Origin of the sequence: Labrys sp. 22185 (assembly GCF_052045555.1) — a bacterium.
GTDB classification, from domain to species: domain Bacteria; phylum Pseudomonadota; class Alphaproteobacteria; order Rhizobiales; family Labraceae; genus Labrys; species Labrys neptuniae.
This window is the reverse complement of record NZ_JBQEPH010000008.1, coordinates 23,942-48,418: the sequence shown is the minus strand read 5'-3', so window position 1 is coordinate 48,418 and position 24,477 is coordinate 23,942. Positions and strand designations below refer to the sequence as shown.

At 63.9% G+C, this 24,477-nt stretch carries 21 protein-coding genes; 9 read left to right on the top strand and 12 right to left on the bottom strand.

The features are described 5' to 3' along the window. Nucleotides 1-44: 44 nt before the first annotated feature. The gene (locus ACTJKX_RS17075; protein WP_440725970.1) at nucleotides 45-857 is read right to left on the bottom strand and encodes a helix-turn-helix domain-containing protein; all 813 of its coding nucleotides are present in this window, start codon (nucleotides 855-857) and stop codon (nucleotides 45-47) included. A 262-nt stretch (nucleotides 858-1,119) separates the two neighbouring features. On the opposite strand from ACTJKX_RS17075, the gene ACTJKX_RS17070 reads away from it, so the two are divergent. Beyond that, nucleotides 1,120-1,731, top strand: a complete 612-nt coding sequence (locus ACTJKX_RS17070; protein ID WP_311940376.1) for a helix-turn-helix domain-containing protein — start codon at nucleotides 1,120-1,122, stop codon at nucleotides 1,729-1,731. Here ACTJKX_RS17070 and ACTJKX_RS17065 read toward each other — a convergent pair. The 4 genes from ACTJKX_RS17065 to ACTJKX_RS17050 form a co-directional block, all read right to left on the bottom strand. Then, nucleotides 1,721-2,827: an S-adenosylmethionine:tRNA ribosyltransferase-isomerase gene (locus tag ACTJKX_RS17065; RefSeq protein ID WP_440725969.1), complete on the bottom strand. Its 1,107-nt coding sequence runs from the start codon at nucleotides 2,825-2,827 to the stop codon at nucleotides 1,721-1,723. The genes ACTJKX_RS17070 and ACTJKX_RS17065 overlap by 11 nt on opposite strands. Continuing rightward, complete coding sequence (locus ACTJKX_RS17060; RefSeq protein WP_440725968.1) at nucleotides 2,824-3,543, bottom strand: SDR family NAD(P)-dependent oxidoreductase; 720 nt, start codon at nucleotides 3,541-3,543, stop codon at nucleotides 2,824-2,826. The genes ACTJKX_RS17065 and ACTJKX_RS17060 overlap by 4 nt, the downstream gene beginning before the upstream one ends. A 103-nt stretch (nucleotides 3,544-3,646) precedes the next feature. Then, nucleotides 3,647-4,732 carry a DNA polymerase IV gene (gene dinB / locus ACTJKX_RS17055; RefSeq protein ID WP_367622524.1) on the bottom strand — a complete coding sequence of 362 codons (1,086 nt, stop codon included), beginning with the start codon at nucleotides 4,730-4,732 and terminating at the stop codon, nucleotides 3,647-3,649. A 149-nt stretch (nucleotides 4,733-4,881) separates the two neighbouring features. After that, nucleotides 4,882-5,493 (bottom strand): TetR/AcrR family transcriptional regulator, encoded by a 612-nt coding sequence (locus ACTJKX_RS17050; RefSeq protein WP_440725967.1) that lies wholly within the window; start codon nucleotides 5,491-5,493, stop codon nucleotides 4,882-4,884. 152 nt (nucleotides 5,494-5,645) lie between these two features. Between ACTJKX_RS17050 and ACTJKX_RS17045 the strand changes: the two genes are divergently transcribed. After that, the gene (locus ACTJKX_RS17045; protein WP_440725966.1) at nucleotides 5,646-7,202 is read left to right on the top strand and encodes an FAD-dependent monooxygenase; all 1,557 of its coding nucleotides are present in this window, start codon (nucleotides 5,646-5,648) and stop codon (nucleotides 7,200-7,202) included. A 22-nt stretch (nucleotides 7,203-7,224) separates the two neighbouring features. Here ACTJKX_RS17045 and ACTJKX_RS17040 read toward each other — a convergent pair whose 3' ends face one another. Beyond that, nucleotides 7,225-8,634, bottom strand: a complete 1,410-nt coding sequence (locus tag ACTJKX_RS17040) for a helix-turn-helix domain-containing protein (protein WP_440725965.1) — start codon at nucleotides 8,632-8,634, stop codon at nucleotides 7,225-7,227. A gap of 172 nt (nucleotides 8,635-8,806) precedes the next feature. Here ACTJKX_RS17040 and ACTJKX_RS17035 point away from each other — a divergent pair, with 172 nt between their 5' ends. Then, nucleotides 8,807-9,040, top strand: a complete 234-nt coding sequence (locus tag ACTJKX_RS17035) for a hypothetical protein (protein ID WP_068298726.1) — start codon at nucleotides 8,807-8,809, stop codon at nucleotides 9,038-9,040. 150 nt (nucleotides 9,041-9,190) lie between these two features. Continuing rightward, on the top strand, nucleotides 9,191-10,489 hold the full coding sequence (gene aceA / locus ACTJKX_RS17030; RefSeq protein ID WP_367622527.1) for an isocitrate lyase: 1,299 nt from the start codon (nucleotides 9,191-9,193) through the stop codon (nucleotides 10,487-10,489). Nucleotides 10,490-10,640: 151 nt separating this feature from the next. Here the strand turns inward: aceA and ACTJKX_RS17025 are convergent, their stop codons facing one another. Continuing rightward, nucleotides 10,641-12,014 (bottom strand): sigma-54-dependent transcriptional regulator, encoded by a 1,374-nt coding sequence (locus ACTJKX_RS17025; protein WP_440725964.1) that lies wholly within the window; start codon nucleotides 12,012-12,014, stop codon nucleotides 10,641-10,643. Between the two features lie 166 nt (nucleotides 12,015-12,180). Further along, nucleotides 12,181-14,013, bottom strand: a complete 1,833-nt coding sequence (locus ACTJKX_RS17020; RefSeq protein ID WP_415086615.1) for a sensor histidine kinase — start codon at nucleotides 14,011-14,013, stop codon at nucleotides 12,181-12,183. Between the two features lie 243 nt (nucleotides 14,014-14,256). Between ACTJKX_RS17020 and ACTJKX_RS17015 the strand changes: the two genes are divergently transcribed. Beyond that, the gene (locus ACTJKX_RS17015) at nucleotides 14,257-15,579 is read left to right on the top strand and encodes a dicarboxylate/amino acid:cation symporter (RefSeq protein ID WP_440725963.1); all 1,323 of its coding nucleotides are present in this window, start codon (nucleotides 14,257-14,259) and stop codon (nucleotides 15,577-15,579) included. Between the two features lie 96 nt (nucleotides 15,580-15,675). Here the strand turns inward: ACTJKX_RS17015 and ACTJKX_RS17010 are convergent, their stop codons facing one another. Beyond that, nucleotides 15,676-16,734 carry a hypothetical protein gene (locus tag ACTJKX_RS17010; protein WP_440725962.1) on the bottom strand — a complete coding sequence of 353 codons (1,059 nt, stop codon included), beginning with the start codon at nucleotides 16,732-16,734 and terminating at the stop codon, nucleotides 15,676-15,678. A 449-nt stretch (nucleotides 16,735-17,183) separates the two neighbouring features. Between ACTJKX_RS17010 and ACTJKX_RS17005 the strand changes: the two genes are divergently transcribed. Continuing rightward, nucleotides 17,184-18,467 carry an OmpP1/FadL family transporter gene (locus tag ACTJKX_RS17005; RefSeq protein WP_440725961.1) on the top strand — a complete coding sequence of 428 codons (1,284 nt, stop codon included), beginning with the start codon at nucleotides 17,184-17,186 and terminating at the stop codon, nucleotides 18,465-18,467. 152 nt (nucleotides 18,468-18,619) lie between these two features. On the opposite strand, the gene ACTJKX_RS17000 is transcribed toward ACTJKX_RS17005, so the two are convergent. Both ACTJKX_RS17000 and ACTJKX_RS16995 read right to left on the bottom strand, forming a co-directional pair. Continuing rightward, nucleotides 18,620-19,468 carry a fumarylacetoacetate hydrolase family protein gene (locus ACTJKX_RS17000; protein ID WP_440725960.1) on the bottom strand — a complete coding sequence of 283 codons (849 nt, stop codon included), beginning with the start codon at nucleotides 19,466-19,468 and terminating at the stop codon, nucleotides 18,620-18,622. Between the two features lie 445 nt (nucleotides 19,469-19,913). Continuing rightward, nucleotides 19,914-20,339 (bottom strand): DUF2852 domain-containing protein, encoded by a 426-nt coding sequence (locus ACTJKX_RS16995; protein ID WP_311940350.1) that lies wholly within the window; start codon nucleotides 20,337-20,339, stop codon nucleotides 19,914-19,916. A 236-nt stretch (nucleotides 20,340-20,575) separates the two neighbouring features. Between ACTJKX_RS16995 and ACTJKX_RS16990 the strand changes: the two genes are divergently transcribed. The 3 genes from ACTJKX_RS16990 (at nucleotide 20,576) to ACTJKX_RS16980 (ending at nucleotide 23,625) form a co-directional block, all read left to right on the top strand. Continuing rightward, nucleotides 20,576-21,436, top strand: a complete 861-nt coding sequence (locus ACTJKX_RS16990; RefSeq protein WP_440725959.1) for an undecaprenyl-diphosphate phosphatase — start codon at nucleotides 20,576-20,578, stop codon at nucleotides 21,434-21,436. A 299-nt stretch (nucleotides 21,437-21,735) separates the two neighbouring features. Then, on the top strand, nucleotides 21,736-22,551 hold the full coding sequence (locus ACTJKX_RS16985) for a UDP-2,3-diacylglucosamine diphosphatase (RefSeq protein WP_440725958.1): 816 nt from the start codon (nucleotides 21,736-21,738) through the stop codon (nucleotides 22,549-22,551). A gap of 9 nt (nucleotides 22,552-22,560) precedes the next feature. After that, complete coding sequence (locus tag ACTJKX_RS16980) at nucleotides 22,561-23,625, top strand: glycosyltransferase family 4 protein (protein WP_394309331.1); 1,065 nt, start codon at nucleotides 22,561-22,563, stop codon at nucleotides 23,623-23,625. A gap of 52 nt (nucleotides 23,626-23,677) precedes the next feature. On the opposite strand, the gene ACTJKX_RS16975 is transcribed toward ACTJKX_RS16980, so the two are convergent. Further along, nucleotides 23,678-24,319: a LysE family translocator gene (locus tag ACTJKX_RS16975; protein WP_394309330.1), complete on the bottom strand. Its 642-nt coding sequence runs from the start codon at nucleotides 24,317-24,319 to the stop codon at nucleotides 23,678-23,680. Nucleotides 24,320-24,477 lie beyond the last annotated feature (158 nt).

Here is a 24,477-nt window from a genome sequence, read left to right as displayed (position 1 = left end):
GAGCGATCCTTGTTCGCATGGCCATGGGCCGTCTTGAAGAAATGTTACCCGCCCGTGCGCCACGCCGTCGGCGAACAGCCGGCCAGCGCGGTGAATTCGCGGGTGAGATGCGCCTGATCGGCATAACCGCAAGCCGCTGCGATATCGGCCCAACCCGTTGCCGTGCCCTTGGTGGCGAGATCCTGCGCGGCATTGAAGCGGATGATACGGGAGACGGATTTCGGAGGGAGGCCGATCTCTTCGCGAAAACTTGCGACCAGGCGCCGGCGGCTCCAGTCGAGTTTTTCCGCCAGCGCGCCGATGCGCACGTCGCCGCCTTTTCGCATGAGCTGGCAGAACGCCCAGCCAATGGCGGGATTGGCCTGCGAAGCTCGCCCAAGGCGGGTTGCGACGAAATGTTGGGCGAGATCGAGGCGCGCTTCCCAGCAGTTCAGGTCAGCGAGCCGTCGGGCGAATCGGTTGATGCCGGCATCGGCCAGATCATCCAGTGCGACCATGCTGTCGGCCAGCTCGCTCATTGGCAGCCCGAAGAACAGCCGGCCGCCAAGCGGCGTGAAATTGATCTGGATGCATTCGGCCGCACCGTCCGAATCCATGACGATGGGGCCGGCAAACAGGCCAGCCGCAAAGCTGCCATAAGTGTCCGTGCATGTCGGTGGCTGGCCGAGGCCGATGCGGAACGGGCTGCCGAAATTGACGATCAGCGGCACGGTCAGCGAGGCCGCTTCGGTGAGGCCCTGCATGGCAGTGCCGTTCTCCCGATAGCCGTAGATCCCGCTGACCAGCGCGTTCAGGCCGACGGCCGGAGGCCGGTACCAAAAGACAGGCTCGCCCGAACTGTTTTGCCCACGTCCCATCGTCGTCCCATTGTCGATCCTGCAGCCCGCTTGCATGCAATCGAGAGGCCGATCTTAAGACGATCTGCTTCGCTGAGGGAGTCTCGCGCCAAAGTTCGCCTTCCGCAGCTTTGACAGCGTCGGCACCATGCAAGGTTCATAGAGGATAGACAGGGCACCGGACTGTCCCTGTTTCCCATCAAAGGGCTTTTCTCCTGCGCGGCTTGGCCGTATTGTCCGCCAGAACAAACAATCGTTCGTCATAACAAACGAAAGGCTGGCAATGAGTGGGTTGGACAGGCGGGGTGAGCTCGATGCGGGCGCGGTTGCGCTATCGGGACAGCTCGGCAAGACGGTCCAGCGCCTGCGCAAGGCCTATAATCTCTCGCTGTCGGAACTGGCCGAGCAGTCGGGCGTGGCCAAGTCGATCATCAGCCAGATCGAGCGCAACGAGACCAATCCCACCTTGGCGACGATCTGGCGCCTGTCCCAGGCTCTCGACGTTTCGATCGAAAGAGTGCTGGGTTCGAGCGACGACGAGCCCTTCATCGAGAAGACCACCCGTGTCGATACGCCCGTGATCATTTCCGACGACGGCAAGTGCCGTCTGGCGGTGGTCGGTTGGCTGAAGACGGTGGAATGGCTGCAATGGTATGATTTCCGGGCCGAGCCGGGCGGGGTGCTCGAAAGCGACGCCCACCAGCGTGGCTCGGTCGAATGCCTCTCGATCCTGGCCGGCATGGTCGAGGTCGACGTGGCCGGCGTGCGCGAACGGGCGGAGCCCGGCGAGACGCTGCGCTATCGCTGCGACCGGCAGCACGCCATCCGCGTGGTCGGCGACGAGCCCGTCCACGCCACCATGGTCTGCTTCATGAAGGCGGCCCTCATGGAGTAGGGGCCGTGCCCGCCCATAAGGAGGTTGCCGTCAGGCGCCCCGGCCGATCTGCGCCCTGTTCTTTCCGCTTCGACGCCCGGCGCTCGATCAGCACGGAGTCGCCGAATTCGTGGGCGCGATAGTTCCAGGCTTCCAGCATCAGCGAGACGCGGTCGAGAGTGAGATCGTCGGCGAAGGCGCGCAGCAGTTCGAAATGGCTCTCGCCTGGCTGATGGACGCCGCTGAGCACGGCATCGACGAGGCGAAGCCTCGACTTCGGCCCGATTCGGCCCTGCGCCAGGCCGTCGCCGGCCCTGAGGCCGCCAGGAGCCGAGGCGGCATGTTCGAGGGCTCGCACCACGCTGGTCCCGATGGCGATCACACGTCCCCCGGTGGCTTTCGTGCGCGTGATCGCTGCCGCTGTCGCCGCCGGGATGCGATAGGGCTCGTCGAAGGGCAGGCGCAGATCCATCACCGCATCGCCCGTCGAGGAAATGCCGGCGGCGTGGGTCAGGCTGGCAAAGCCGACGCCGCGCCGTCGCCAGGCAGCGATCGTGCGCCAATCGAGCGCAAAACCGGCTGAGGGCGGTTCAAACGCCAAGGGTTCGGCTGCGATCGCCGTCCACATGTCCCAAAGCGCCAGAGGCTCGGGCACATGGGCATATTGGATCGGTCGCCCATGCAGTGCCAGCCCGGCGAGGATACGCTCCGAGGGACCAGAGAAACGCAGCGTTACCAGACGGGGATAACCGTGCAGGCGCTCGACCTCGGCCGTCAGCGGGCCAAGCTTGAGCTTGTCGCCGGCGAACAACTGGGGTGGCGCGGGGCGGTCCTCGGTGCGCATGCGGTGGTCGCCCGCCCCGAAGACGACGGCGATGAAACGGGTGGGGTCGCCGGCCACAACCCAGGCGGCAAGCCGGACCTCGATTGGTCTGCCGCTGTCGACATGGCTGCCGGCAAGGCTGGCGGGAAGCGTGGCCGCATCATTGGCGACGACAAGGTCGCCAGGATTGAACAACAGCGACAGGGCGCTGCGCGGCAAATGGCGGATCTTGCCGGAGTTGGAGACGGCGAGCAGCCGCGCAGAGCCTGGTTCAGGGTTGCCGACGGCGATCATGGCCGGGTCTCCAGGGTCAAGGCGAGACGCGGTTGGTCCAGGCCCAAGGCACCGATGATGTGGGCAGCCGCTTCCTCCGGGCGCTTGAGCGCGGATCTGTCGGCCTCCGGAACGGCTTGCGCGTGCAGGGGCGTGTCCATGTCGCCGGGGTCGATGGCGAGGAAGCGCACACCCTCTTCGCGGACTTCCTCGGCCCAGATGGCGGTGAGATGCTGCAGCGCAGCCTTGCTAGCGCCATAGGCGCCCCAGCCCGCATAGGCGTTGACGGCCGCATCGCTGGTGATGTTGACCACGACCGCGTCACGCTCCTGCCGAGCCGAGGCCGTGAGGGCACCGAACAAGGCCTTGCTCAGGCGAAAAGGGCCGACCAGATTGGTGGCGAGGGCCTCCTCCAGTTCCTCGCATTGGGTATCGGCCAGCAAGGCGAGGGGAACCGGCCCCAGGCTTGAGGCATTGTTGACGAGGAGATCGAGGCCGCCGAGATTGCCGGTGATCTGCAGGGCGATGGCATGGATATCGGTCTTGCGTCCGACATCGCCGACAATGCCGAGCGCACCGGTTTCCGCGGACACGCGCTCGACGGCCTCCCTGGTGCGGGCGACGAAGGCCACCTGCGCGCCCCTTTTGGCCAGCGCCCGCACGAGGGCCAGCCCGAGCCCGGAGGTGCCGCCGGTAACGGCGGCGCGCAGGCCCTTGAGATCGCTATGAACGCTCATCGATCGAGACTCCCTGAATCACTCAGGGCATATTGATAAAAGTTCAAGTGAGCTTTAAGTCAAGTGGCAATTCGACGGGCGGCTGGGCACGCTTCTTCGGCGGTCATGGTTCCCCGAAGCCGAGTTCGAGCTGTTCGCTGTCCGACGCGTCCTCAGAGGCAAAACCGGACATGGTGACACCGAGCAGGCGGATGCCCTTCGTCGGCGGAAACACGCTGCGGATGAGGTCCAGGCTGACGGATCGCAGACTTTCATGGGTGTGCACCGGTGCGGCCAGGGTGCGGCTGCGGGTGGCCTGCTGGAAATCGGCATATTTGATCTTCACTGTCACGGTGCGGCCGAAGGCCTGGGTTTTCTCGCACCAGGCCCAGACTTCGTCGGCCATGGCGAGGACGCCGGCCTCGATATCCTCGGGTTTCGTCAGGTCGTCGGCGAACGTCGTCTCCGAACCGGAGGATTTGCGCGGGCGGTCCGGTTCCACCGGCCTGTCGTCCTCGCCCCGTGCAATTGCATGGTACCAGGCGCCGGCCTTGCCGAAATGGCGGACGAGATCCTCCAGGGGCTGCGCCTTGAGGTCGCCGCCGGTCATGATGCCGAGCCGGTTCATCTTCTCGGCCGTGACCGGGCCGACGCCGTGGAACTTGGCCACCGGCAATGTCTCCACGAAAGCCGGTCCCATCGCAGGTGTGATGACGAACTGGCCATTGGGTTTGCGGTGATCGGAGGCGAGCTTGGCCAGGAACTTGTTGTAGGAGATGCCGGCAGAGGCGGTTAGGCCGGTCTCTTCGAGAATGCGGGCGCGGATGGCCTGCGCCGTTGCCGCAGCGCTGGGCAGGCCCTGTAAATTCGCGGTGACGTCGAGATAGGCCTCGTCGAGCGATAGAGGCTCGATCAGCGGCGTGAACTCGGCGAAGACAGCGTGGATCTGACGCGAGACGGCTCGATAGACCTCGAAGCGCGGCCTGACGAAGACGAGATCGGGGCAGTTGCGCAGCGCGGTCGAGGAGGGCATGGCGGACCGCACGCCGAAGGCTCGCGCTTCATAGCTTGCCGCCGCCACCACGCCGCGGCGTTCCGAATAGCCCACCGCCAGCGGCCGTCCGCGCAGCGAGGGATCGTCACGCTGTTCGACGGAGGCGTAGAAGGCATCCATGTCGATATGGATGATCTTGCGGATGAGGGCGGACATGGAGACAGTCTATACCAATGGTCGCGATGACGGTGCCTCATCGGGCAAGCAGCAATACCGTCGGCACCAGCAAAGCTGCAGCGATGAGGGGAGGTTGGCTGTGAGGCCCAGCCTGCGTTCTGACGCCTCGCTTCGGAACAATGGCCGCTTCAGAACTCTTTCGCCAGTAGGCCGAAACTTTGTTCGACATAATGGGCGAGAGGAAGGGCCGCCTCGTCCTGCTTCCATCTCTCCAGGGCCAGTCGCAGTGTACCGAGCGCCACCATCGCCACCAGCCGAAGCCCGTCCCGCCGTTCCGGCGATGGCCATAGTTCGCACATCGCTTCGAGCAGGATTCGCTCGGTCTCGACGAAGCCGGCCTCCTTGCGCGCACGCAAGGCCTCAGTCGATTGCATCAGGCGGTCGAAAATGACGGACTCTTTGGTCTCACGCCGTGAGGCCAGCTTGACCAGGCAGTTCTGGACGGCAGCGAGCGGACGCTGCTCGGGAGATTCCGCCAGCATGGCCGGCTTGAGTTCCTCACGGAAGCCGCCGTCATGCGCGGCCAGCAGCACATCCTCTTTCGACTTGAAATAATAGAAGAAGGTCCGGCGTGAAATGCCGGCGGCCTGCGCGATCGCGTCCAGCGTCGTGCCTTCGTAGCCGTGCTTCACGAACAGTTTAAGGCCCTGCTCGACGATGCGCCCGGAGGTTTCACGCCGCTTGCGTTCCCTTAGGCCATCAGGCCTTTCCGAGGCGTTTTTCATGCGAACCGGTTCCATTGCGACCTCTTGCAAAATTACACTGAGTGTAATAAAAAATCGCACTCGGTGTAATTTTTATAATGATATTGGTGACATGCCTCAAGGGATGATTGGGCCTATGGCGACGCCTTCGGGCAAGGTAATGCCGCCTGGCATGCCGGCGTGTACCGATGCGGTGGAGGATCGGTTCCTTGCTGTATGATGTCGTGATTGCCGGCGCGGGGCCGGTCGGGCTGTTCCTTGCCTGTGAACTGCGCCTGGCCGACCTGTCCGTGCTGGTGCTGGAGCAGAACGAGGACACACGGTCCCCTCTGAAACAGCTTCCCTTCGGCCTGCGGGGCCTGTCGGTGCCCAGCGTCGAAGCTCTCTATCGTCGCGGTTTGCTGGAGGAGATCGCGTCCTCGCAGCCGGCGAAAGACGGTTCGGGCCGTGGTGCCCAGGCCAGCGCGCATTGGATGCAGCAGGCCCGCCGTCCCGGCGGGCATTTCGCCGGCATCCAGTTCTTTTATGACAATATCGATGCTTCCAGGTGGCCCTATCGCCTGCCAAGCCCGGCCGACTCCGGCATCGCAGTCACGATGGAGCATCTCGAAACCGTCCTGGCCGCGCGTGCCCATGCCATGGGAGTGGAGATCCGGCGCGGTGTTGGTGTCGAGGGCTTCGATCAATCGGAGGAAGACGTGATCATTCGCGCCGGCGCCTCGACCGTTCGCGGGCGCTGGCTCGTCGGGTGCGACGGCGGCCGCAGTACGGTGCGCAAGGCCGGCGGTTTTGAGTTCGTCGGCACCGATCCCGAGTTCACCGGCTATTCCGTCGACGTCGACATGGCGGATCCGGACAGGCTCAGCCCGGGCCGTCACTATACCCCGACAGGCGTGTACACCTATTCACAGCCCGGGACGATCGCGATGGTCGATTTCGACGGCGGCGCCTGCCATCGAAGCCAGGCGATCACGCTCGACCATGTCCAAGCGGTGCTGCGCCGTATTTCTGGCACCGATGTCACCCTGACCGCCCTGAAGATGGCCGCGACTTGGACGGATCGCGCCTATCAGGCCACGGCATATCGGAAGGGGCGAGTGCTGCTGGCCGGCGATGCCGCGCATATTCATTCTCCGCTGGGCGGGCAGGGCCTCAATCTCGGCGTTGGCGATGCGATGAATCTCGGCTGGAAACTAGTCGCCACCATCCGGGGCGATGCTTCGGCCGGCTTGCTCGACAGCTATTTCGAGGAGCGTCATCCGGTGGGTGCACAAATCCTCGACTGGTCCCGCGCCCAGGTCGCGGTCATGCGGCCAACCGCCAGTACACGCGCGCTCGAAGCGATCATCCGCGACCTCGTCGAGACGCGCGATGGCGCGACCTATTTCGCCGAGCGCGTCTGGGGGGTGTCGCTGCGCTATGATCTCGGTGACAGCCATCCGCTGGTGGGCCGCAGTGCCCCCGACTTCGCGTTGAACGACGGTACCAGGCTGGCCGAACTCCTCAGGACAGGCAAAGGCGTCTTCCTGGACTTCGAGGCCCAGCCCCATCGTCGCGCCCTTGCCTCGCAGTGGAGCGACCGGGTCGGCTATGTCGCCGCTGGCGTCCATGATCGGCTCGACCTGAGCGCCGTTCTGGTTCGCCCCGATGGTGTCGTCGCCTGGGCCAGCGATGGCACTGCCGCCGACCCGGAGGAAGCTTCTCAGGCCCTAGCACGATGGTTCGGCAAGCCTGGTGAGGCGTAGTATTTCTTCCCGCAGCCGGTTTTCAGATACGCGAATAGAGACTCTCGGCATGCTCGTGCTCGTTCAGCACCAGCTTGTGCTCGGCCGGAGGATGGGCCCGTTGCCCGCAATCGAGACGCGGACAGATGCGGCAGCCCACCCCAATCGCCACCGCCTGGGCGGCATTGGAGACGTCCATGCCGTCGGAATAGACCATCTCGGCGGCATGGGAGATGTGACAGCCCAGGCCTATCGAGAGATGGCGCCGGGGAGCGTTGTGGCGATGCCCCCCCTTTGTCAATGACTTTGCAATGCAGAAATAGCGGGTGCCTTCCGGCATCTGGCTGATCTGGATGTTGATCTGCCCGGGCAGCAGGAAGGCGGCATAGACGTTCCAGCGCGGGCAGGCGCCGGAATGGCGCGGGATGTGAATGCCGGAGAGCGAGAAACGCTTGGAAATGTTGCCGGCGATGTCGGTACGGATCAGATGCAGCGGAATGCCGCTGGCGCCGGGGCGCTGCAGCGTGGTCATGCGATGGCAGACCTGCTCGAAGCTGGCCTTGAAGCGCCGGGCGATCCTGTCGATATCGTAGCGCGTCTCGCGGCAGGCGGCGAGGAAGGGCTGATAGGGCATGATCACGGCGCCGGCGAAATAGGCGGCCAGGGCATGGCGTGCCAGGGCGGGGGCATCGGCCGGCAAGGCGCTTTCGGTGATGAGATGCTCGATCTCGCGCGAGGCGGCGAGCAGGCCGAGGCGGTGGGCGGCCGTGAAGGTGGCGCTTTCGGGCGAGAGCACGTCGGCCGTCTCGAAGGTTTCCTCGTCGCGGCCGAGGCGACCGGCCAGGCCCTGGGGCAGGGGGGCCAGCCGCCACTGCACGCCGAATACGTTGGAGAGGTAGAGCTTGAGTCCGGGCTCGAAGGAATCGGAGAGATTGTCGATCTCGCCGCGAATGCGTTCGGCCTGGGCCTCCAGACCCGGGAAATAGTTGGCGTTGGCCTGCAGGAAGTCCGAAACCGCATCGGTGGCGACGTGATAGCCAGCCTCCTGCGCCGAGGTGGCGCCCTGATTGGCGTTGCGCAGCGAGCGGAAGCGATCGAACAGATGCACGATGGCCCGGCCGATCTGCGGGTTGGAGCTGGCGAGATCGCGCACATCCTGGTTGGTGACGTCGCTGTCGGCGAAGAGATCGTCGCCGAACAGTTCCATCAGGTCACCGGCCAGGCGCGAATCATCGTTCTCGGCGAGCTCGGTGGCATCGACACCGAAATAGCTCGCGGTTTTCAAGAGAAGCGGCACCGTCATGCGCCGGCGATTGTGCTCGATCAGATTGAGATAGCTCGCCGAAATGCCGAGCGAGCTGGCCAGCTGCGCCTGCGAAATCCGGCTCTGCCGGCGCAGCCGCTGAATCTTGCCGCCGATGCGCGGATCGGCTTCTTGCATGGCGCTTGTCATGGCTCGTCCCTGGTTCCGGAATGTTGTAAATATTTACATGATTTACAACATTACAAAATTTTCTTTACAGCGCTTTTCCGGTTGACGCCCCGGAATTGCGATACGTCTTGCTTTATTGCGCCGCGGTGTCAATCATTGACTTAACACGAAACGCGGCACGGAGGAACGTGTTATGGACCAAATGCGCCAGAGCAACGAACACGACGAATTCATCACCATCATCGGTGCCAGCATGGCCGAGATCAACGCCGAGTATCACGCCCAGGGACTGGCGGATCGGGACTTCTCGATCGTCCACAAGATCGGCCGGCATCGCTTCACCCGCGTCGGCGGCGGCGCTTCCGAACACATGTTCGATGGGCAGTCGATGATCGCCGCCACCTTCACCCGCACCCGGCGCAATTGAGCCGTAGGACCGCCGGTATCTCGGCCACGACCGCAGCATGGTCGTGGCGACAGCCGGCCTTTCCTTGCCAGCAGGTGGCGCAGCACCAAGGCAGGCAGGGATGCTGTCACCGTCAATCTCTTTACACGTCTCCACGTTAGGAACTTTGTGATGCTCGATACCCAGAAGAACCGCCCCGCCGAGACCTTCCCCGCCCCGGAATGGGCGCCGGATCGCTGGCGCAACGTCCGCCGCAACTACACGCCGCGTGACGTGGAGCGGCTCGCCGGGTCGCTGCCGATCCGCCATACGCTGGCCGAGAATGGTGCCAAGCGCCTGTGGGAGCTGCTGCACAAGCGCGACTATGTGCCGACGCTCGGTACCTTCACCGGCAACCAGGCGGTGCAGCAGGTCAAGGCCGGTCTCGAGGCGATCTATCTGTCCGGCTGGCAGGTGGCGGCGGATGCCAACACCTCGGGCAACATGTATCCCGACCAGAGCCTCTATCCAGTCGACAGCGTGCCCTCGGTGGTGCGCCGCATCAACAAGGCCCTGCAGCGTGCCGACCAGATCCAGACCATGGAGCGCGTCGACGGCAAGGGCGGCGAGCAGCTCGATTATTTCGTGCCCGTCATCGCCGATGCCGAGGCCGGCTTCGGCGGACAGCTCAATGCCTATGAGTTGATGAAGGCGATGATCGAGGCCGGCGCCGCCGCGGTGCATTTCGAGGACCAGCTCGCCTCGGAGAAGAAGTGCGGCCATCTCGGCGGCAAGGTGCTGGTGCCGACGCGCACCTTCATCAAGACGTTGAATGCGGCGCGCCTTGCGGCCGACGTGATGGGCGTGCCCACGTTGATCATGGCCCGCACCGATGCCGAGGCGGCCCGCCTGATCACCTCCGATGTCGACGAGGCCGATCGGCCCTTCATCACCGGTGAGCGCACGCCGGAAGGCTTCTATGTGCTCAAGGGCGGCTTCGAGGCGGCGATCGCCCGCGGCATTGCCTATGCGCCCTATGCTGACCTGATCTGGTGCGAGACCTCGACGCCCAGCCTGCCGGATGCCAAGCGCTTCGCCGAAGCCGTGCGCAAGGTCCATCCCGACCAGATGCTGGCCTATAATTGCTCGCCCTCGTTCAACTGGGCCAAGCATATGGATCCGGCGGCGATGAAGGCGTTCCAGCGCGAGCTGGGTGCGATGGGCTACAAGTACCAGTTCATCACGCTGGCTGGCTTCCACAACACCAGCTACACCACCTTCGATCTCGCCCGCCGCTACAAGCAGGATGGCATGGCCGCCTATTCGCAGCTGCAGCAGGCCGAGTTCGCCGCGGAAGCCGACGGCTTCACTGCAACCCGCCACCAGCGCGAAGTCGGCACCAGCTATTTCGATGCCGTCGCCACCATTCTCGGCGAAGGCCAGAGTTCGACCACGGCGATGGAACATTCGACCGAGACGGCTCAGTTCTGAGGCGATAGCCAGGTCCTGAAGTCATGGAGGCCCTTCCCGCGACAGTGGGGAGGGCCGTTGTGTTTCGGGCTGCGCGGACATCTTGCCCGCTCTTGGAAATGCGACGCACTCTGGAAGGAAAGAACGGGCAGGATGCCCGTGCACCCGCAGATTATGGTTCTTCCGCTTCGAAGCTCGCGCGGTTGATGCCGTATTTCGTCAGCTTGTCGTAGAATGTCTTGCGCGGGATGCCGAGGGCTTCGAGGCTGGCCCGGACATCCCCCTTGTGCTGGGTGAGAACCTCGCGGATGAGGTCGGCCTCGTAGCGCTCCAGGCGTTCGGGCAGGGAGGCGCCTTGCGGCCCGGCCGAAGGAGGGGAGGCTTTCCCCGTCGCGGCGAGGTCGATCTCGGCGAGGCCCAGCGCTACGCGTTCGGCGAAATGCACGATCTCGCGCACATTGCCGGGCCAGTCGTGGCTGGCGAGGTGATGGCGCACGGCCGGTGTCAGCATCGGTACCTCTCGTTGGAAGCGCCGGCAGGCCCGGTCGAGATAGACGGCGAACAGCAAGGGCACATCCTCTTGCCGTTCGCGCAGGGGCGGAATGCGCAGCGTCACCACATTGAGCCGGTGAAACAGGTCTTCGCGGAAGCTCGCTTTGTGCGCGGAGGAACCGAGATCGCTCTTGGCGGCGGCGACCACGCGCAGATCGACCTGCCGGGCCGTATTGGAACCGAGCGGCGTGATTTCGCGCTGTTCGAGCACGCGCAGCAGGCGGGCCTGTGCGCTGAGCGGCATGCTCTCGATCTCGTCCAGGAACAGCGTGCCGCCGCTGGAATGCTCGATCAGGCCAACCCTTTTCTTCAGCGCGCCGGTGAAGGCGCCGCTCTCATGCCCGAACAGCTCGCTTTCCAGCACCGTCTCGGGCAGGGCGCCGCAATTGAGGGCGACGAAGCGCCCGCTGCGCCGGCGGCCGAGATGGTGGAGTTGGTCGGCCACCAGTTCCTTGCCGGTACCGGTTTCGCCCACGATCATCACGTCGACATCGGCATCGGCCACCGCCTTCAGCGTCTCGCGCAGACGCTCCATTGCGGGAGCATCGCCGAGCAGGGGAGAGGGGGCATGGGCCTCCTCCGCCGCCTGGCGCAGGCGCCGGTTCTCCATCACCAGCGCCCGCTTTTCGGTGGCGCGCCTGACGCTCTGGATCAACCTGTCGGAGGCGAAGGGCTTGGGCAGGAAATCATAGGCCCCTTCGCGCATCGCCTCCACGGCAGTGGCGATGTCGCCATGGCCGGTGATCATGATCACCGGCAGGTCGGGATCGCGGGCGCGCAGCGTGCGGAACAGTTCCATGCCGTCGATGCGCGGCATGCGCAGGTCGGTGATCACCACGCCCGGAAAGCGCTCGTCGATGGCCTTCAGGGCCTCGACGGCGGATTCGAACAGGAAAGGCTCGAAGCCGGCAAGCCGCAGCGTCTGGGCATTGGCTTCGCGCAGGACGGCATCGTCGTCGACGAAGGCAACAGGCCGGGGGGTGTCGATGCTCATGGTGCGTATCTCGTCGGGAGAAGGCACGCGGACGAGCCGTCATTGCAAGCGTAGCGAAGCAATCCAGTCTCGGCTCTCTGCGAAGGACTGGATTGCTTCGCTACGCTTGCAATGGCGAGAGTCGGAGGCCGAACGGAGTGGAATACCAAAGTGTTGCCCATGCCGTTCATCCTTCTTTCTCGGCTCGCTTCAATGTCACCAGGAAGCGGCAGCCCTGTCCCGGCTGGCTTTCGACCTCGAGACGGCCACCGAATTCCTCTACGATGTCCTTGGAAATCACCAGCCCGAGGCCGAGTCCGCCGGCTTTCGTGGTGGTGAAGGGCGTGAAGAGGTTGGCCGTTACCTCCGGCGCGAGGCCGGGGCCGTTGTCGGCGACGACGAGCCGGACCAATTCGCCCTCGCAGGCGACGCCGATCTGGATTGTTTGCTCGGACCGTCCCTCCAACGCTTCCAGGGCATTCTGCAGGAGATTGACGAGCACCTGCTCGAGCCGAACGCGATTGGCAGCCACCTGGAGATCCTCGGCGACCGGCTCGACCTCGATCTCGGCCCCTTGGCGCCGTGCCCTGATGCCTACGAGCAGCAGTGCGCCGTCGAGCACGTCCTGCAAGGCAACCGGACCGACATCGCCACTGGCTTTGCGGGCAAAGCGGCGCAGTTGCGCGATGATGTCGGCGATCTTCTCGGTCAGCCCGGCAATGGTCGCCAGGTTCTGGCGTGCTGGCTGCGGCTCGCTGCGATCGAGGAAAATGGCGGCGTTGTCGGCGAAACTGCGGATGGCGGCGACCGGCTGATTGACCTCATGCGCAAGGCCCGCCGTGATCTGGCCGAGGATCGCAAGGCGGTTGGCCTGGGTGAGTTCGTCCCGCGCGGTCTGCAGCTTGGCCTCGACCTTGCGGCGCTCGTCGATCTCGGCCGAGAGGAGGGCGTTGCTCTGGCTGAGGTCGAGCGTGCGCGCCTCGACGCGATGCTCGAGCTCGATCTGGGCCTCGGTGAGTTCGGCGGTGCGCGCGATCGCCCGCTGGCGCCTGTGCAGCAGAATGCCGAGCAGGACCAGAATGGCGCCGACCACGGCAAAGGTGATGGAGCGCAAGGTCGCGGCGCCGGCCGCAAGCGCTCGTGCGGCGGGCTCGAGCAGATGCAGCTGCCAATTCGTGGAAGGGACCTCGCTTGCGCTGGCAAGATGCAGTCCGCTGCCGCGCAGCGAGACGAAGTCCGCGCCCGGCGTCGCCGCCTGGCTGCGCCGGATCGGCAAGACGGCCAGTGGCGAGTCGCCGAATTGCAGAGAGGCGCGGATCTTGGCTGCCTCCTCGGCGGTGATCGGGGCCTGCGCCATGAAACGCCATTCCGGCTGGCTGGTCAGCAGCACGATGCCGCGAGGGTCGGTGACGTAGACGATGGCGCCCGAGCGATGCCAGTCTTCCTCGACCGAGAAGAACTCCACCTTGACCACGATGACGCCCTGCATGCCGCCTGGGCCGTCGATGCGTCGGGCGATGTAGAGGCCGGGCCGCTGGCTGACGGTACCGAGGGCGAAATGCTCGGTATCACCCTTGGCCACGGCTTCGGTGAAATAGGGGCGGAAGGCATAGTTGGTGCCGACGAAGCTGATGTCCTCCTTCCAGTTGGAGGAGGCGATCGCCAGGCCCGTGCGGTCGATCAGATAGATCACGGCCGAGCGCGCGCCCGCGTTCAGGCTTTCGAGCTTGGCGTTCATGGCGCCGATATGGGCCGTATCCGGCGTGCTCAAGGTAGTAAGCACATCGGGATCGCGCGACAGCACCAGGGAAAGCGTGCGCTGTTTTTCCAGCTCGCTGCGCAGGACCGCGATATCCAGCGTGGCGCTGCCGGCAGCCTGGGCCCTGAGGGCGTCGGCGGCCTGGCGCGTGCCGTAATTGCCGGCGAGCCAGACGGAGAGTGCCAGGCTTGCCAGGCTGAGGGCAGCAAAAATCAGCCATTCGATCCGTCGCCTTCGCCGTCTTTGTGCCGCTCCGCTCATCGGTTTCCGCTGTCATCCTTCATATCGAGCATGTGCGGAAATCCGCACAAGAGCAAGGTCGATGTGCGGGACTTCGCTCAATGCTGCCGGCGCCGTCATCGGGTAAGAATCGTGAAGGCAAGCAATATCAATATCTTGGAAGGTTGGCACGAGACTTGCTGTTCACAGGGAAGCCGCTAGCAGAAAGCGGCGTCGAGGAAACCCATGGGCCAGGCTGCCTGCCAAGGCCCCACGGAGGAACAGATGATCGCCCTCAGCGAGACGCCCAAGGCAGAAGCTCCGCGCAAGCGCCCCTTCTATGCAAACCTCTATTTCCAGGTCCTTGTCGCGATCGCGCTGGGGATTTTGCTCGGTCATTTCTATCCCGATATCGGCAAGTCCCTGAAGCCGCTGGGCGACGCCTTCATCAAGCTGGTGAAGATGGTGATCACCCCGGTGATCGCGCTGACCGTGATCACCGGCATTGCCGGCATGAGCGATCTCAAGAAGCTCGGCCGTGTCGTCGGCAAGGCCTTCATCTACTTCCTGACCTTCTCCACACTGGCCCTGATCATTGGGCTTCTGGTCGGCAATGTCGTGCAGCCGGGCGCAGGACTGAACATCAATCCGGCCACGCTGGATCCCAAGGCAGTGGCCGATTATGCCGCCAAGGCGCATGACCAGACCATCACCGGCTTCCTGATGAACATCATTCCCAACAACCCGATCAGCGCGCTGGCGGGCGGGGACGTGTTGCAGGTGCTGTTCTTCTCGGTGGTGTTCGGTATCGCGCTGGCCCAGATCGGCAGTGCGGCCGAACCGCTGATGATCGTGCTGAACTCGATCTCGCGCGGCATGTTCCGGCTGGTCGCCATCCTGATGAAGGCCGCCCCCATCGGCGCCTTCGGCGCCATGGCCTTCACCATCGGCGCTTATGGCATCGGTTCGGTCGCCAATCTCTTGATGCTGATCGGCACCTTCTACCTGACCTCGCTGCTTTTCGTGCTGGTCGTGTTGGGGGCAGTCGCCTGGTATAACGGCTTCTCGATCCTTGCCTTGATCCGCTATATCAAGGAAGAGCTCTTGCTGGTGCTCGGCACTTCTTCTTCCGAGGCGGCGCTTCCCAGCCTGATGGACAAGATGGAGCGGGCCGGCTGCCGCAAGTCGGTGGTGGGCATCGTCATTCCGACCGGCTATTCCTTCAACCTCGACGGCACCAACATCTACATGACCCTGGCGGCGCTGTTCATCGCGCAGGCCACCGGCATCCAGCTGAGCTGGGGCGACCAGATCCTGCTGCTTCTCGTCGCCATGCTGAGCTCGAAGGGCGCGGCTGGCATCACCGGCGCCGGCTTCATCACCCTGGCGGCGACGCTGGCCGTGGTGCCCGCCGTCCCGGTTGCCGGCATGGCGCTCATCCTCGGCATCGACCGCTTCATGTCCGAATGCCGCGCCCTCACCAATCTGGTCGGCAATGCCGTCGCCACCATCGTGGTGGCTCGCTGGGAAGGCGAACTCGACAAGGCCCAGCTCGCAGCGGCGTTGAGCGGCGACGACACGCCGCAAACGGTCGCTGCGGCGGCCTGAAGTCCAACGACAGGCAACACCGGAGAGGGGCGGGCCAACGGTCCGCCCCTTCTTCTATGGTGACGCGAGTGCGCGTGTTTCCCGCCAGCGCTGTCGTCAGACCTGCAGCTCAAGGTCGGCAGTGACGGGCATGGCATCGCTGCGGTCCGGTGTTGCCTCATAGCCGCGGACACGCAGGCTGCCCTGGCGGGCGTCGGCCTCGACGGCAAGCCGGGTGATGGCATTGCGCAAGGGGGGCTCCACCCAGGCGAAGGGCGCCATGGCCCGGCCGGCATGGGAGGCGATCGCCAGCCGGCGGCTGGGACTGTCGCTTTCGCACAGCATCCCATTGTTCCAGCTCGGCGCATTGGCCCAGTCATTGGCGGCGGCGACCGGGCCGGGCTGCGTGACGAAAGCCTCGGGCCTGCGCTCGATCACGCAGGTCTCGGCAGGCGAGAGGCCTGTCAGCGTGAAGATCGTCTCGGCGGCGATCGGTATACGTTCCATCAGGTCCCGCGCGGTGGCGAAATCGGGAGCCTCCTCGAAGACGCGGCGAAGCAGGTGCATGGCGGGCATCAGCCCGCGCCGCAAGCCGGACAGATCCGGCACGATCGCACCGCTGGCGCTGGCCGCGCCGGCCGGTGTCGGGCCCTTGTTGATGGTGGCGGCAAAACGGCCGGGTGCCAGGGCCGTCAGCACACCCACGGCGCCCGGCCAAGTCACGTTGAGGAATTCTCCTGCAGGGCCGCGCTGGCGGACCACTTCGACGAAGCGGCCGAGACCGTCGAAATCCCAATCGAGCGTCCGCAGCAGCCGGGCACCGCGTCCGTCCGGAGCGGCCGCCGCCAGGGTTGTGCAGCCCCACTCATAGGCTGCGTTGATCAGGAAGGCGCCAGGCATCGGCAGGAGCGCGGCGATCGCCTCGATCTCGCCGACATAGGGGGAGGGGCTGGCGAGCAGCCAGGCATGCGCGCCGGCGTCGAGTTCGGCCACCTTGCCATGGGCCTCCGCCGGCATCGAGATCAGGCAGGAGCGCAGCAGCGCCCGCACGGTATCCAGGCGGGCCTGGGCGTGCAGGGCCAGGCCGCTGTCGCGTGCATCGAAGATGGGAATGGGCGGCAACAGGGCTGCAGGGCCTTTCTGCAGGCCGACGCGAGGAAAAGGGATGACGCTCATTGCCGAGCTCCCGCCTGAAGAAGTTCTCGGGAATTATCTAAGCTTTGCGATGTATTGTCATCCAACAAGATGATGATGGAGACGTTTGTGTTTCACTCCTCTTTCATCGAGCCGTCGGAGTGCCCCCGACCCGCGTGGTCGCGCGCCAACGAGCTTTGGGATGGTTTTTCACTCGGTAAAGCATATTTCTCGCCCCAAGTTGACGTAAAAACCGAGTGTTACAGGAACGCAACAACCCCGCTGAATTGAGACACAGGTGTGACGGAAACACGATGAAACGGCGACCCCGGCCGTTACGAAGCGTCGAATATTCTGGTACGAAGAATCATGAGTTCGAATGAACCGTCCGCAAGCAACACTTACTTGCTCGTGGTCAGACAAAAGCAATAGGCAGCTGAGATTACTCAGCCGGACCTGCCGTAGCGGCGGGTCATCATATGGGGGAACGAATGGCAAGAAACACCCAACTCGCATTCCTGCTGATGGCCGGCGTTTCGCTGACGGCAAGCCAGGCCTATGCCGGCTCCTTCATGCTGCGCGAGCAGAGCACGATTGGTCTTGGCCAGGGCTTTGCCGGCGTCGCGGCGGGATCGGCTGGCCTCAGCTCCATGTATTGGAACCCGGCGACGATGACCTTCGTTCCGGGCTGGCAATCGGAGTGGGTCCTCAATGGCATCTTTCCGCAGTCTGACATCAAGCCATACAGTGTCGGCGGCATAACCCGGGACTGGCCCTCGACGGGGGATATCGGCCAGGACAGTTTCCTTGCAGCTGGTTATACCTCCTACCAGGTCAATGACAGGCTCTGGATCGGTCTTGCCACCAACACGCCGTTCGGCTTGGTCACCAAGAACCCCTTCAACGCGCCTGGGCAGGTTTACGCACGTACCTCCAAGGTCGTCTCCTTCGACATCAATCCCAACATTGCCTATAAGGTAACGGACTGGCTGTCAGTTGGCGTCGGCTTCCAGGCCATGTACTTCAAGACTCGGCTCAGTCAAGCGATCTCTCCGGCTCCCAACGCTCCAAATGCAACTCTTCGGGGCGATAGCTGGGGCTATGGCTTCACCGCGGGTGTAACGCTGACGCCAATGGAAGGCACCGTAATCGGCATCGGTTACCGTTCGTCCGTCAAGCAGGACCTGGAGGGCAATTTGCGTACTCCGCTGGGACGGACGGGAGTCAAGGCCGACTTGGAACTCCCGGATCAGTTGACCATCGGCATCACGCAGACGGTTACGCCCGACCTCACGCTTTCCGCCGGTTTCGAATGGACGAAATGGAGCACTTTCGGCATAATCCCCGTCATCGCGACATCGGGACCTGCAACAGGCCGCCAAGTGACGACTCTGCCGTTCAAATATGACGATGGCTATTTCGTTTCGGTCGGCGGTGAGTATGCCTGGAGCCCGGAGCTGACGTTGCGCGCGGGCCTTGGCTACGAATGGTCGCCGATTTCCGACTTCAATCGTGATCTGCGTCTACCTGACAGTGATCGCATCCACGCTTCGATCGGCCTGGGCTACAAGATCAACAACAAGCTTTCGGTCGATCTTGCCTATTCGCATCTGTTCACCGTGAACGGCGATATCAAGCTCAATGCCCGCAACCCTCATTATGTGGGATTGCCCTATTTCGCCAAGACGGACTCGTCCGTCGACATCGTTTCGGCCAGCTTGACCTATCGCTGGGATGATCCGGGCGAACCCAACCAGCCTGGTATCTTCAAGTAAGACGCTGAACTTCCAATAAAAAAGCCTTCGCGCAGGTTCTCGCCGGCGCGAAGGCTTTTTCATGTTGTGCCGTCTCACCTTTCAACACCTGACACCCTTCCTCTCATCGAGCGGGGAAGGGCGCCAGTCATGCCGTCAGGCGCGGTGGAAGGTCAGGCGCTCCAGGCCACCGTGGTCTGGCGCTGGTCGCCGAGCTTCTCGATGCCGAGCGTCATCACATTGCCGGGCTTGAGATAGCGCGGCGGCTTCATGCCCATACCGACGCCGGGAGGCGTGCCGGTGGTGATGACATCGCCGGGTTCCAGGATCAGGAACTGCGAGATGTAGTGCACGATGTGGGCGACACCGAAGATCATGGTCTTGGTCGAGCCGGTCTGCACGCGCTCGCCGTCGACATCGAGCCACATGGAAAGGTTCTGGACGTCGCCGACTTCGTCGGGGGTAACCAGCCAGGGGCCGAGCGGACCGAAGGTCGGGCAGCCCTTGCCCTTCATCCACTGGCCGGAGCGCTCGATCTGGTAGGCGCGCTCGGAGACGTCGTTGCAGACGGCATAGCCGGCGACATAGGAGAGGGCGTCCTTCTCCTCGACATAGGAAGCGCGGCTGCCGATGATGATGGCGAGCTCCACTTCCCAGTCCGTCTTTTCCGAACCGCGCGGAATGACGACGTCGTCATTGGGGCCGACCACGCAGGACGGTGCCTTGTTGAACAGCACCGGCTCCTTGGGAATCGGCATGTTGCTCTCGGCCGCATGGTCGGCATAGTTCAGGCCGACCGCAATGAAGTTGCCGGGCCGGGCGACGCAGGAGCCCAGGCGCGGATTACCGGTCACTTCCGGCAGCGAGGTTGGCGCAAGGGCGGCGATCCGGGCCAAAGACTGCGGCGAGAGGGCATCGCCCTTCCAATCGGCGACATGGGCCGACAAGTCCCTGATCTTGCCATCCGCATCGATCAAACCGGGCTTTTCAGAGCCCGGCACGCCAAACCGTACCAGCTTCATTGTGGGGTCCTTTAGACGAAAGTTGCAGCCCTTCGGCTGTCGTTGAAATTATCGATCCTGAAAGCCGGTCCTCGCGAGGCAAATGCCATCAGCCGGCCGGTGCGGACCATGCCCGATCGGGGGGGCGGTCGCAAGCATTGTGTGGGATGCCACACCAATATTTGTCAGATGAATGGTTGGAATCATGTCGAGAAGAGGGAATGCACCCCCCAATCTGCGGGCAAAATGCGGTGGAAGCGCGCTTTGCGCAGAAAGAACGGATAGTCCTTCGCGGGTTTCGCGAAGGTTGCGTCCAAGCCTGTCGTCCCCAAGCCCGGCACATGACAAAGCCCGCACAGCTGGGCTGTGCGGGCCTCGTGATCGGTTTGGAAACATTGGTGGCCTGAGCAAGGTGCGACCTGCTTGGTCTACATCGCTCCCGCCCAAACGCGCCTTGCTCTCGGGATCAGGCGGAGTGTCCCTCGCCACCATTGCGTGCGGCATTGCGCTCGGCCATGAAGCGATCGAACTCTTCCTTGTCGCGGGCACGACGCAGATTGGTGACGAATTCGGCGAAGGCGCGACCTTCTTCCTCGAGGCGCCGGCGCTCCTCTTCCAGGCGGCGCAGCGTCTCGCGGCGATAATCGTCGAAAGCGGCATTGCCGGTGGCCGACCAGCCCTGGCCGGCATAGCTGCGCTGATCACGCGAGAAGCCGGCGAATTCCGCCTTGGCCCGCTCGAAGCCTTCACGCACCTTTTCCCGGGGAAAGCGGTCGCCCCAGATGAAATAGGCCAGCGCCGCCAGGCCAAGCGGCCACCAGATCAGAAAGCCGGCGATGACCGCCACGACATGAAGCGGATGCCAGCGGCCACGCGTAGAACAAGAGGTCATTATCCTCTCCCATGTTGCAACCCAGCACCCGAGCAATTGGGGGTGGCTGGGGGCAGCTTCAAGGGTACAAGCCGAAGTTGTGTCCGATTTAATCTTGCCGCTCGCCGCAGCGGCAACACGCCGTCACATGAAGCGCACCGCAATTTCATCGGCGACGCTAGCCTGCCGCAAAGTTGCCGTGATCGAAAGCTTTGTGGGCGCGCGTGCTGGGCCGGGCGCAATCTTCGAGGTGTGGAATGAATGGCGCTTGCACCGAAGGCGTCGACACCGGCTTCATGACTTTGGGGGTGGCAAAGGTCGCTTTCCTCGGCGTCGTCCAGGGTATCACCGAGTTGATGCCGATCTCCTCCACGGCCCATATGCGATTGGTGCCGGCCCTGCTTGGCTGGCAGGATCCCGGCTCGGCCTTCTCCGCGGCCATGCAGCTTGCGGCCCTGTGCGCGGTGGTCTGCTATTTCTGGACGGATATCCGCTCGATCACCCTGGGATCGCTGGCGGCCGTGCGGACAGGGGATTGGATGTCCCCGAAATTTCGCCTGGCGGTCGGCGTGGTGCTGGGTACGGTGCCGATCGTGCTGGCCGGCCTGCTGCTCGCGCCAACGCTCAATCGTTGCGACAGTCCCCTGCGGGCCCTGCCTGTGATCGGCCTTGCCTGCCTTGTCATGGGCGGCCTGCTCGCTGCTGCCGAACTCCTGGCTCGCCATCGGCGCCGGGTCGAGGACATGCGATTGCGCGATGCCCTGATCGTCGGGCTCGCTCAGGTGGGCGCCCTGATCCCCGGCGTGTCGCGGTCCGGCTCGACCCTGACGGCGTCGCTGTTCTGCGGTTTCTCGCGCGAGGAGGCGGCACGCTTTTCCTTCCTTCTGGGCATTCCCGCGATTGCCCTGGCCGGCCTGCACGAAATCGCCACGCTTCTGCGTGCCCATCTCTCCGTTGAAGGCTGGCTGATCCTCCTGGTGGGCCTGGTGGTCGGGGCGATTTCCTCTTTTGCCGCCCTTTGGGGACTGATGCGCATCCTCGAGCGCTTTTCGACCTGGCCCTTCATCATCTACCGCATTGTGCTTGGTGCCATCGTGCTGTGGGTTGCCTATCACTAGAGCGAAAGGCCCTCATGAGTGAATGCCTGTTTGCTGCAAGTCTTTGTTTCGGCGTGTCTTTGCAAATCGAGCTGTTTTCGTCTCGGCTCAAGACGCCATCAGAGAAAAAGCGGGCGAATGGGCAGCGATCCCCCTCGGACATGTCGCCTGTCATAAAACCATGAACTGAATCGTGTTTGTGACAATCAGGATGCGTCGTCGATTTCGCTGATGTCTGCAGCAAAGCGCATCAAAGCAAGCGCCGCGTTCTCATGCTTCGTTTCGACGACAGGTTTTTTGGGCCAGGCGAGGATGGTGCCATGAACAGCGACAGCGAAGGCACGCGCTACCGAGCGCTCTTTATCTCGGATGTGCATCTGGGGACGCGTGGCTGCCAGGCCGGCATGCTGCTGGACTTCCTGCGCGCCTATGACGCCGAGACGATCTACCTCGTCGGCGACATCGTCGATGCCTGGCAGTTGAAAAGCGGCTGGTACTGGCCGCAGGCCCACAACGACGTGGTGCAGAAGCTGCTGCGCAAGGCCCGCAAGGGTGCGCGCATGGTCTATATTCCCGGCAACCACGACGAATTCCTGCGCGATTTTCCCGGGCATCACTTCGGGGGCATCGAGGTCATCGAGCAGACCGTGCATGTCGCGGCGGATGGCAAGCGCTACCTAGTAATGCATGGCGATGCCTTCGACGTGGTGGTGCGCCACGCCAAGTGGCTGGCCCTGCTCGGCGACTGGGCCTATGTCACGGCCCTGGGTGTGAATACCTGGCTGAACGCCATTCGCCGGCGCCTCGGCATGTCCTACTGGTCTCTGTCCGCCTGGGCCAAGCTCAAGGTGAAGAACGCCGTCAGCTTCATCGGCCATTTCGAGGAAACCCTGGCCAAGGAAGCCAAGCGTTTGAATTGCGACGGGATCATCTGCGGCCACATCCACCACGCCACGCTGCGCGACCTCGATGGCGTCACCTACATCAATTCCGGCGACTGGGTGGAAAGCTGCACCGCGATCGTCGAGCATTTCGACGGCCGTTTCGAACTGGTGCGCTGGAGCGAACTGGTCCGGCAGGCCGACAAGCCTCCGGCCCTCCAGGACGAGACGCTGGTTCCTCAGCGCGCCGCCTGAGCCGGTCCCATGAAGATCCTGATCGCCACCGATGCCTGGCGCCCGCAGGTGAACGGCGTCGTCCGGTCCCTGGAGCAGACGGCTGCTGCTGCATCGCGACAGGGCGTCGAAATCGACTTCCTGGCGCCGGATCGCTTCTGGTCGGTGCCGATGCCATCCTATCCGGAAATCCGCCTTGCCATGCCGCCGCTCGGCGCCATCGAGCGGCATATCGAGGCCGAGAAGCCGGATTATGTCCATATCGCCACCGAAGGGCCGATCGGCCTGCTGACCCGCCGGGCCTGCTTGAAGAAGGGACGCCCTTTCACCACCAGCTATCACACTCGCTTTCCCGAATATCTCGCTGCGCGCGTTCCGGTACCGCTCGACTGGAGCTATCGCTGGATCCGGCGTTTCCACAATGCCGGGGCAGGGACGATGGTCTCTACGCCGGCTCTTGAGCGTGAACTGGCGGCCCGCGGCTTCAAGCGGCTGATGCGCTGGTCTCGCGGGGTCGATGCCGAACTGTACCGGCCAAGACCGGTGCGCATCTTCGACCTGCCGGGACCGATCTTCCTCTATGTCGGCCGGGTTGCGGTCGAGAAGAACATCGAGGCCTTCCTCGATCTCGACCTGCCCGGCTCGAAAGTGGTGGTTGGCGGAGGCCCAGCCCTGGAGATACTGCGCTCGCGCTATCCGGCCGTTCATTTTGCCGGCATGCTGGAGGGAGAGGACCTGGCGAGGGCCTATGCCTCGGCGGATGTCTTCGTCTTCCCGAGCTTGACCGATACATTCGGCATCGTCCTGCTCGAAGCGATGGCCAGCGGCCTGCCGGTGGCAGCCTTTCCGGTGACGGGGCCGATCGACGTGATCAGCTCCGGCAGGACCGGCATCCTCGACAACGACCTTGCCGTCGCGGCGCGCGCCTGCCTCGACCTCAAGCCCGCGGACGCCCGGGCGGAGGCCTTGAAATATTCCTGGGACGCCTGCGCCCACCAGTTCGTCGCCAATGTGGTGGATGCCTGCCGCCGGGCAAAGACCACGCCTGTGCCAGCCAGTGCGGTCAAACAGGGCGGTGCCAGCCTGCCGGTTTGACTATCAAGGTTGGAGCCCGGCGCGCGGCCCTATGACCAGGCGATGTCCGGACTCACATCCGCGACAGCAGCAGGCGGATACCGGCCAGGCCGAAGAACAATGCCAGCGTGGCTTCGATCCAGCGCCGCGCCTTCTGATAGAGGCGAACCATGGGGCGGGCGGAAAAGACCAGGGCGTAACCGCCGAAGGTCGTCAGTCCGATCATGGCGCAGCCGACGATGATGGCCAGGGCCGTATAGCCGGGAGCGTCCGATTTCAGGCCGAGCGACATGATGGCGATCCAGGCCAGGATCGACTTCGGATTGGTCAGATGCAGCATCAGGCCACGCCAGTAGAGCCGGCGGTAGTCGATCGGACCCCGTTCTTGCCTGGTTTCGTCCTGGCCGGCCTTGAAGGCCGAACGCGCCGATTTGACGGCCAGATAGAGAAGATAGAGCCCACCGCCGATCTTGATGGCGGTGATGGCGTTGGCATAGGCGGCCAGCAAGGTGGAAACCCCGGTGGCCGCCAGCATTGCCCAGATCATCGAGCCCGTCATGATGCCGGAAGCCAGTACCAGCGCCGGCAGGCGCCCCTGTCCCATGGCCACGCCCATGATGGCCATGTTGCTCGGGCCGGGGCTGGCGACGGCGACGGTGTAGAGCGCATAGACCGCCAGCAAGGCATGGAACTGATGGAGCAGGGCGTCACCCATCGCAAACGTCTCACTGCAAGCCGGGCGTCGGCATGTTGGCTGAGGATTGACGGACAATAGCGGCGCCTGGCTTCAGCGCAAGCCCAGCTTCGGCATGGCAGCCATCCTGCCGACACAACGAAAAAGGCCCTGGGATTTCGGGGCCTTTTCCATGCTCA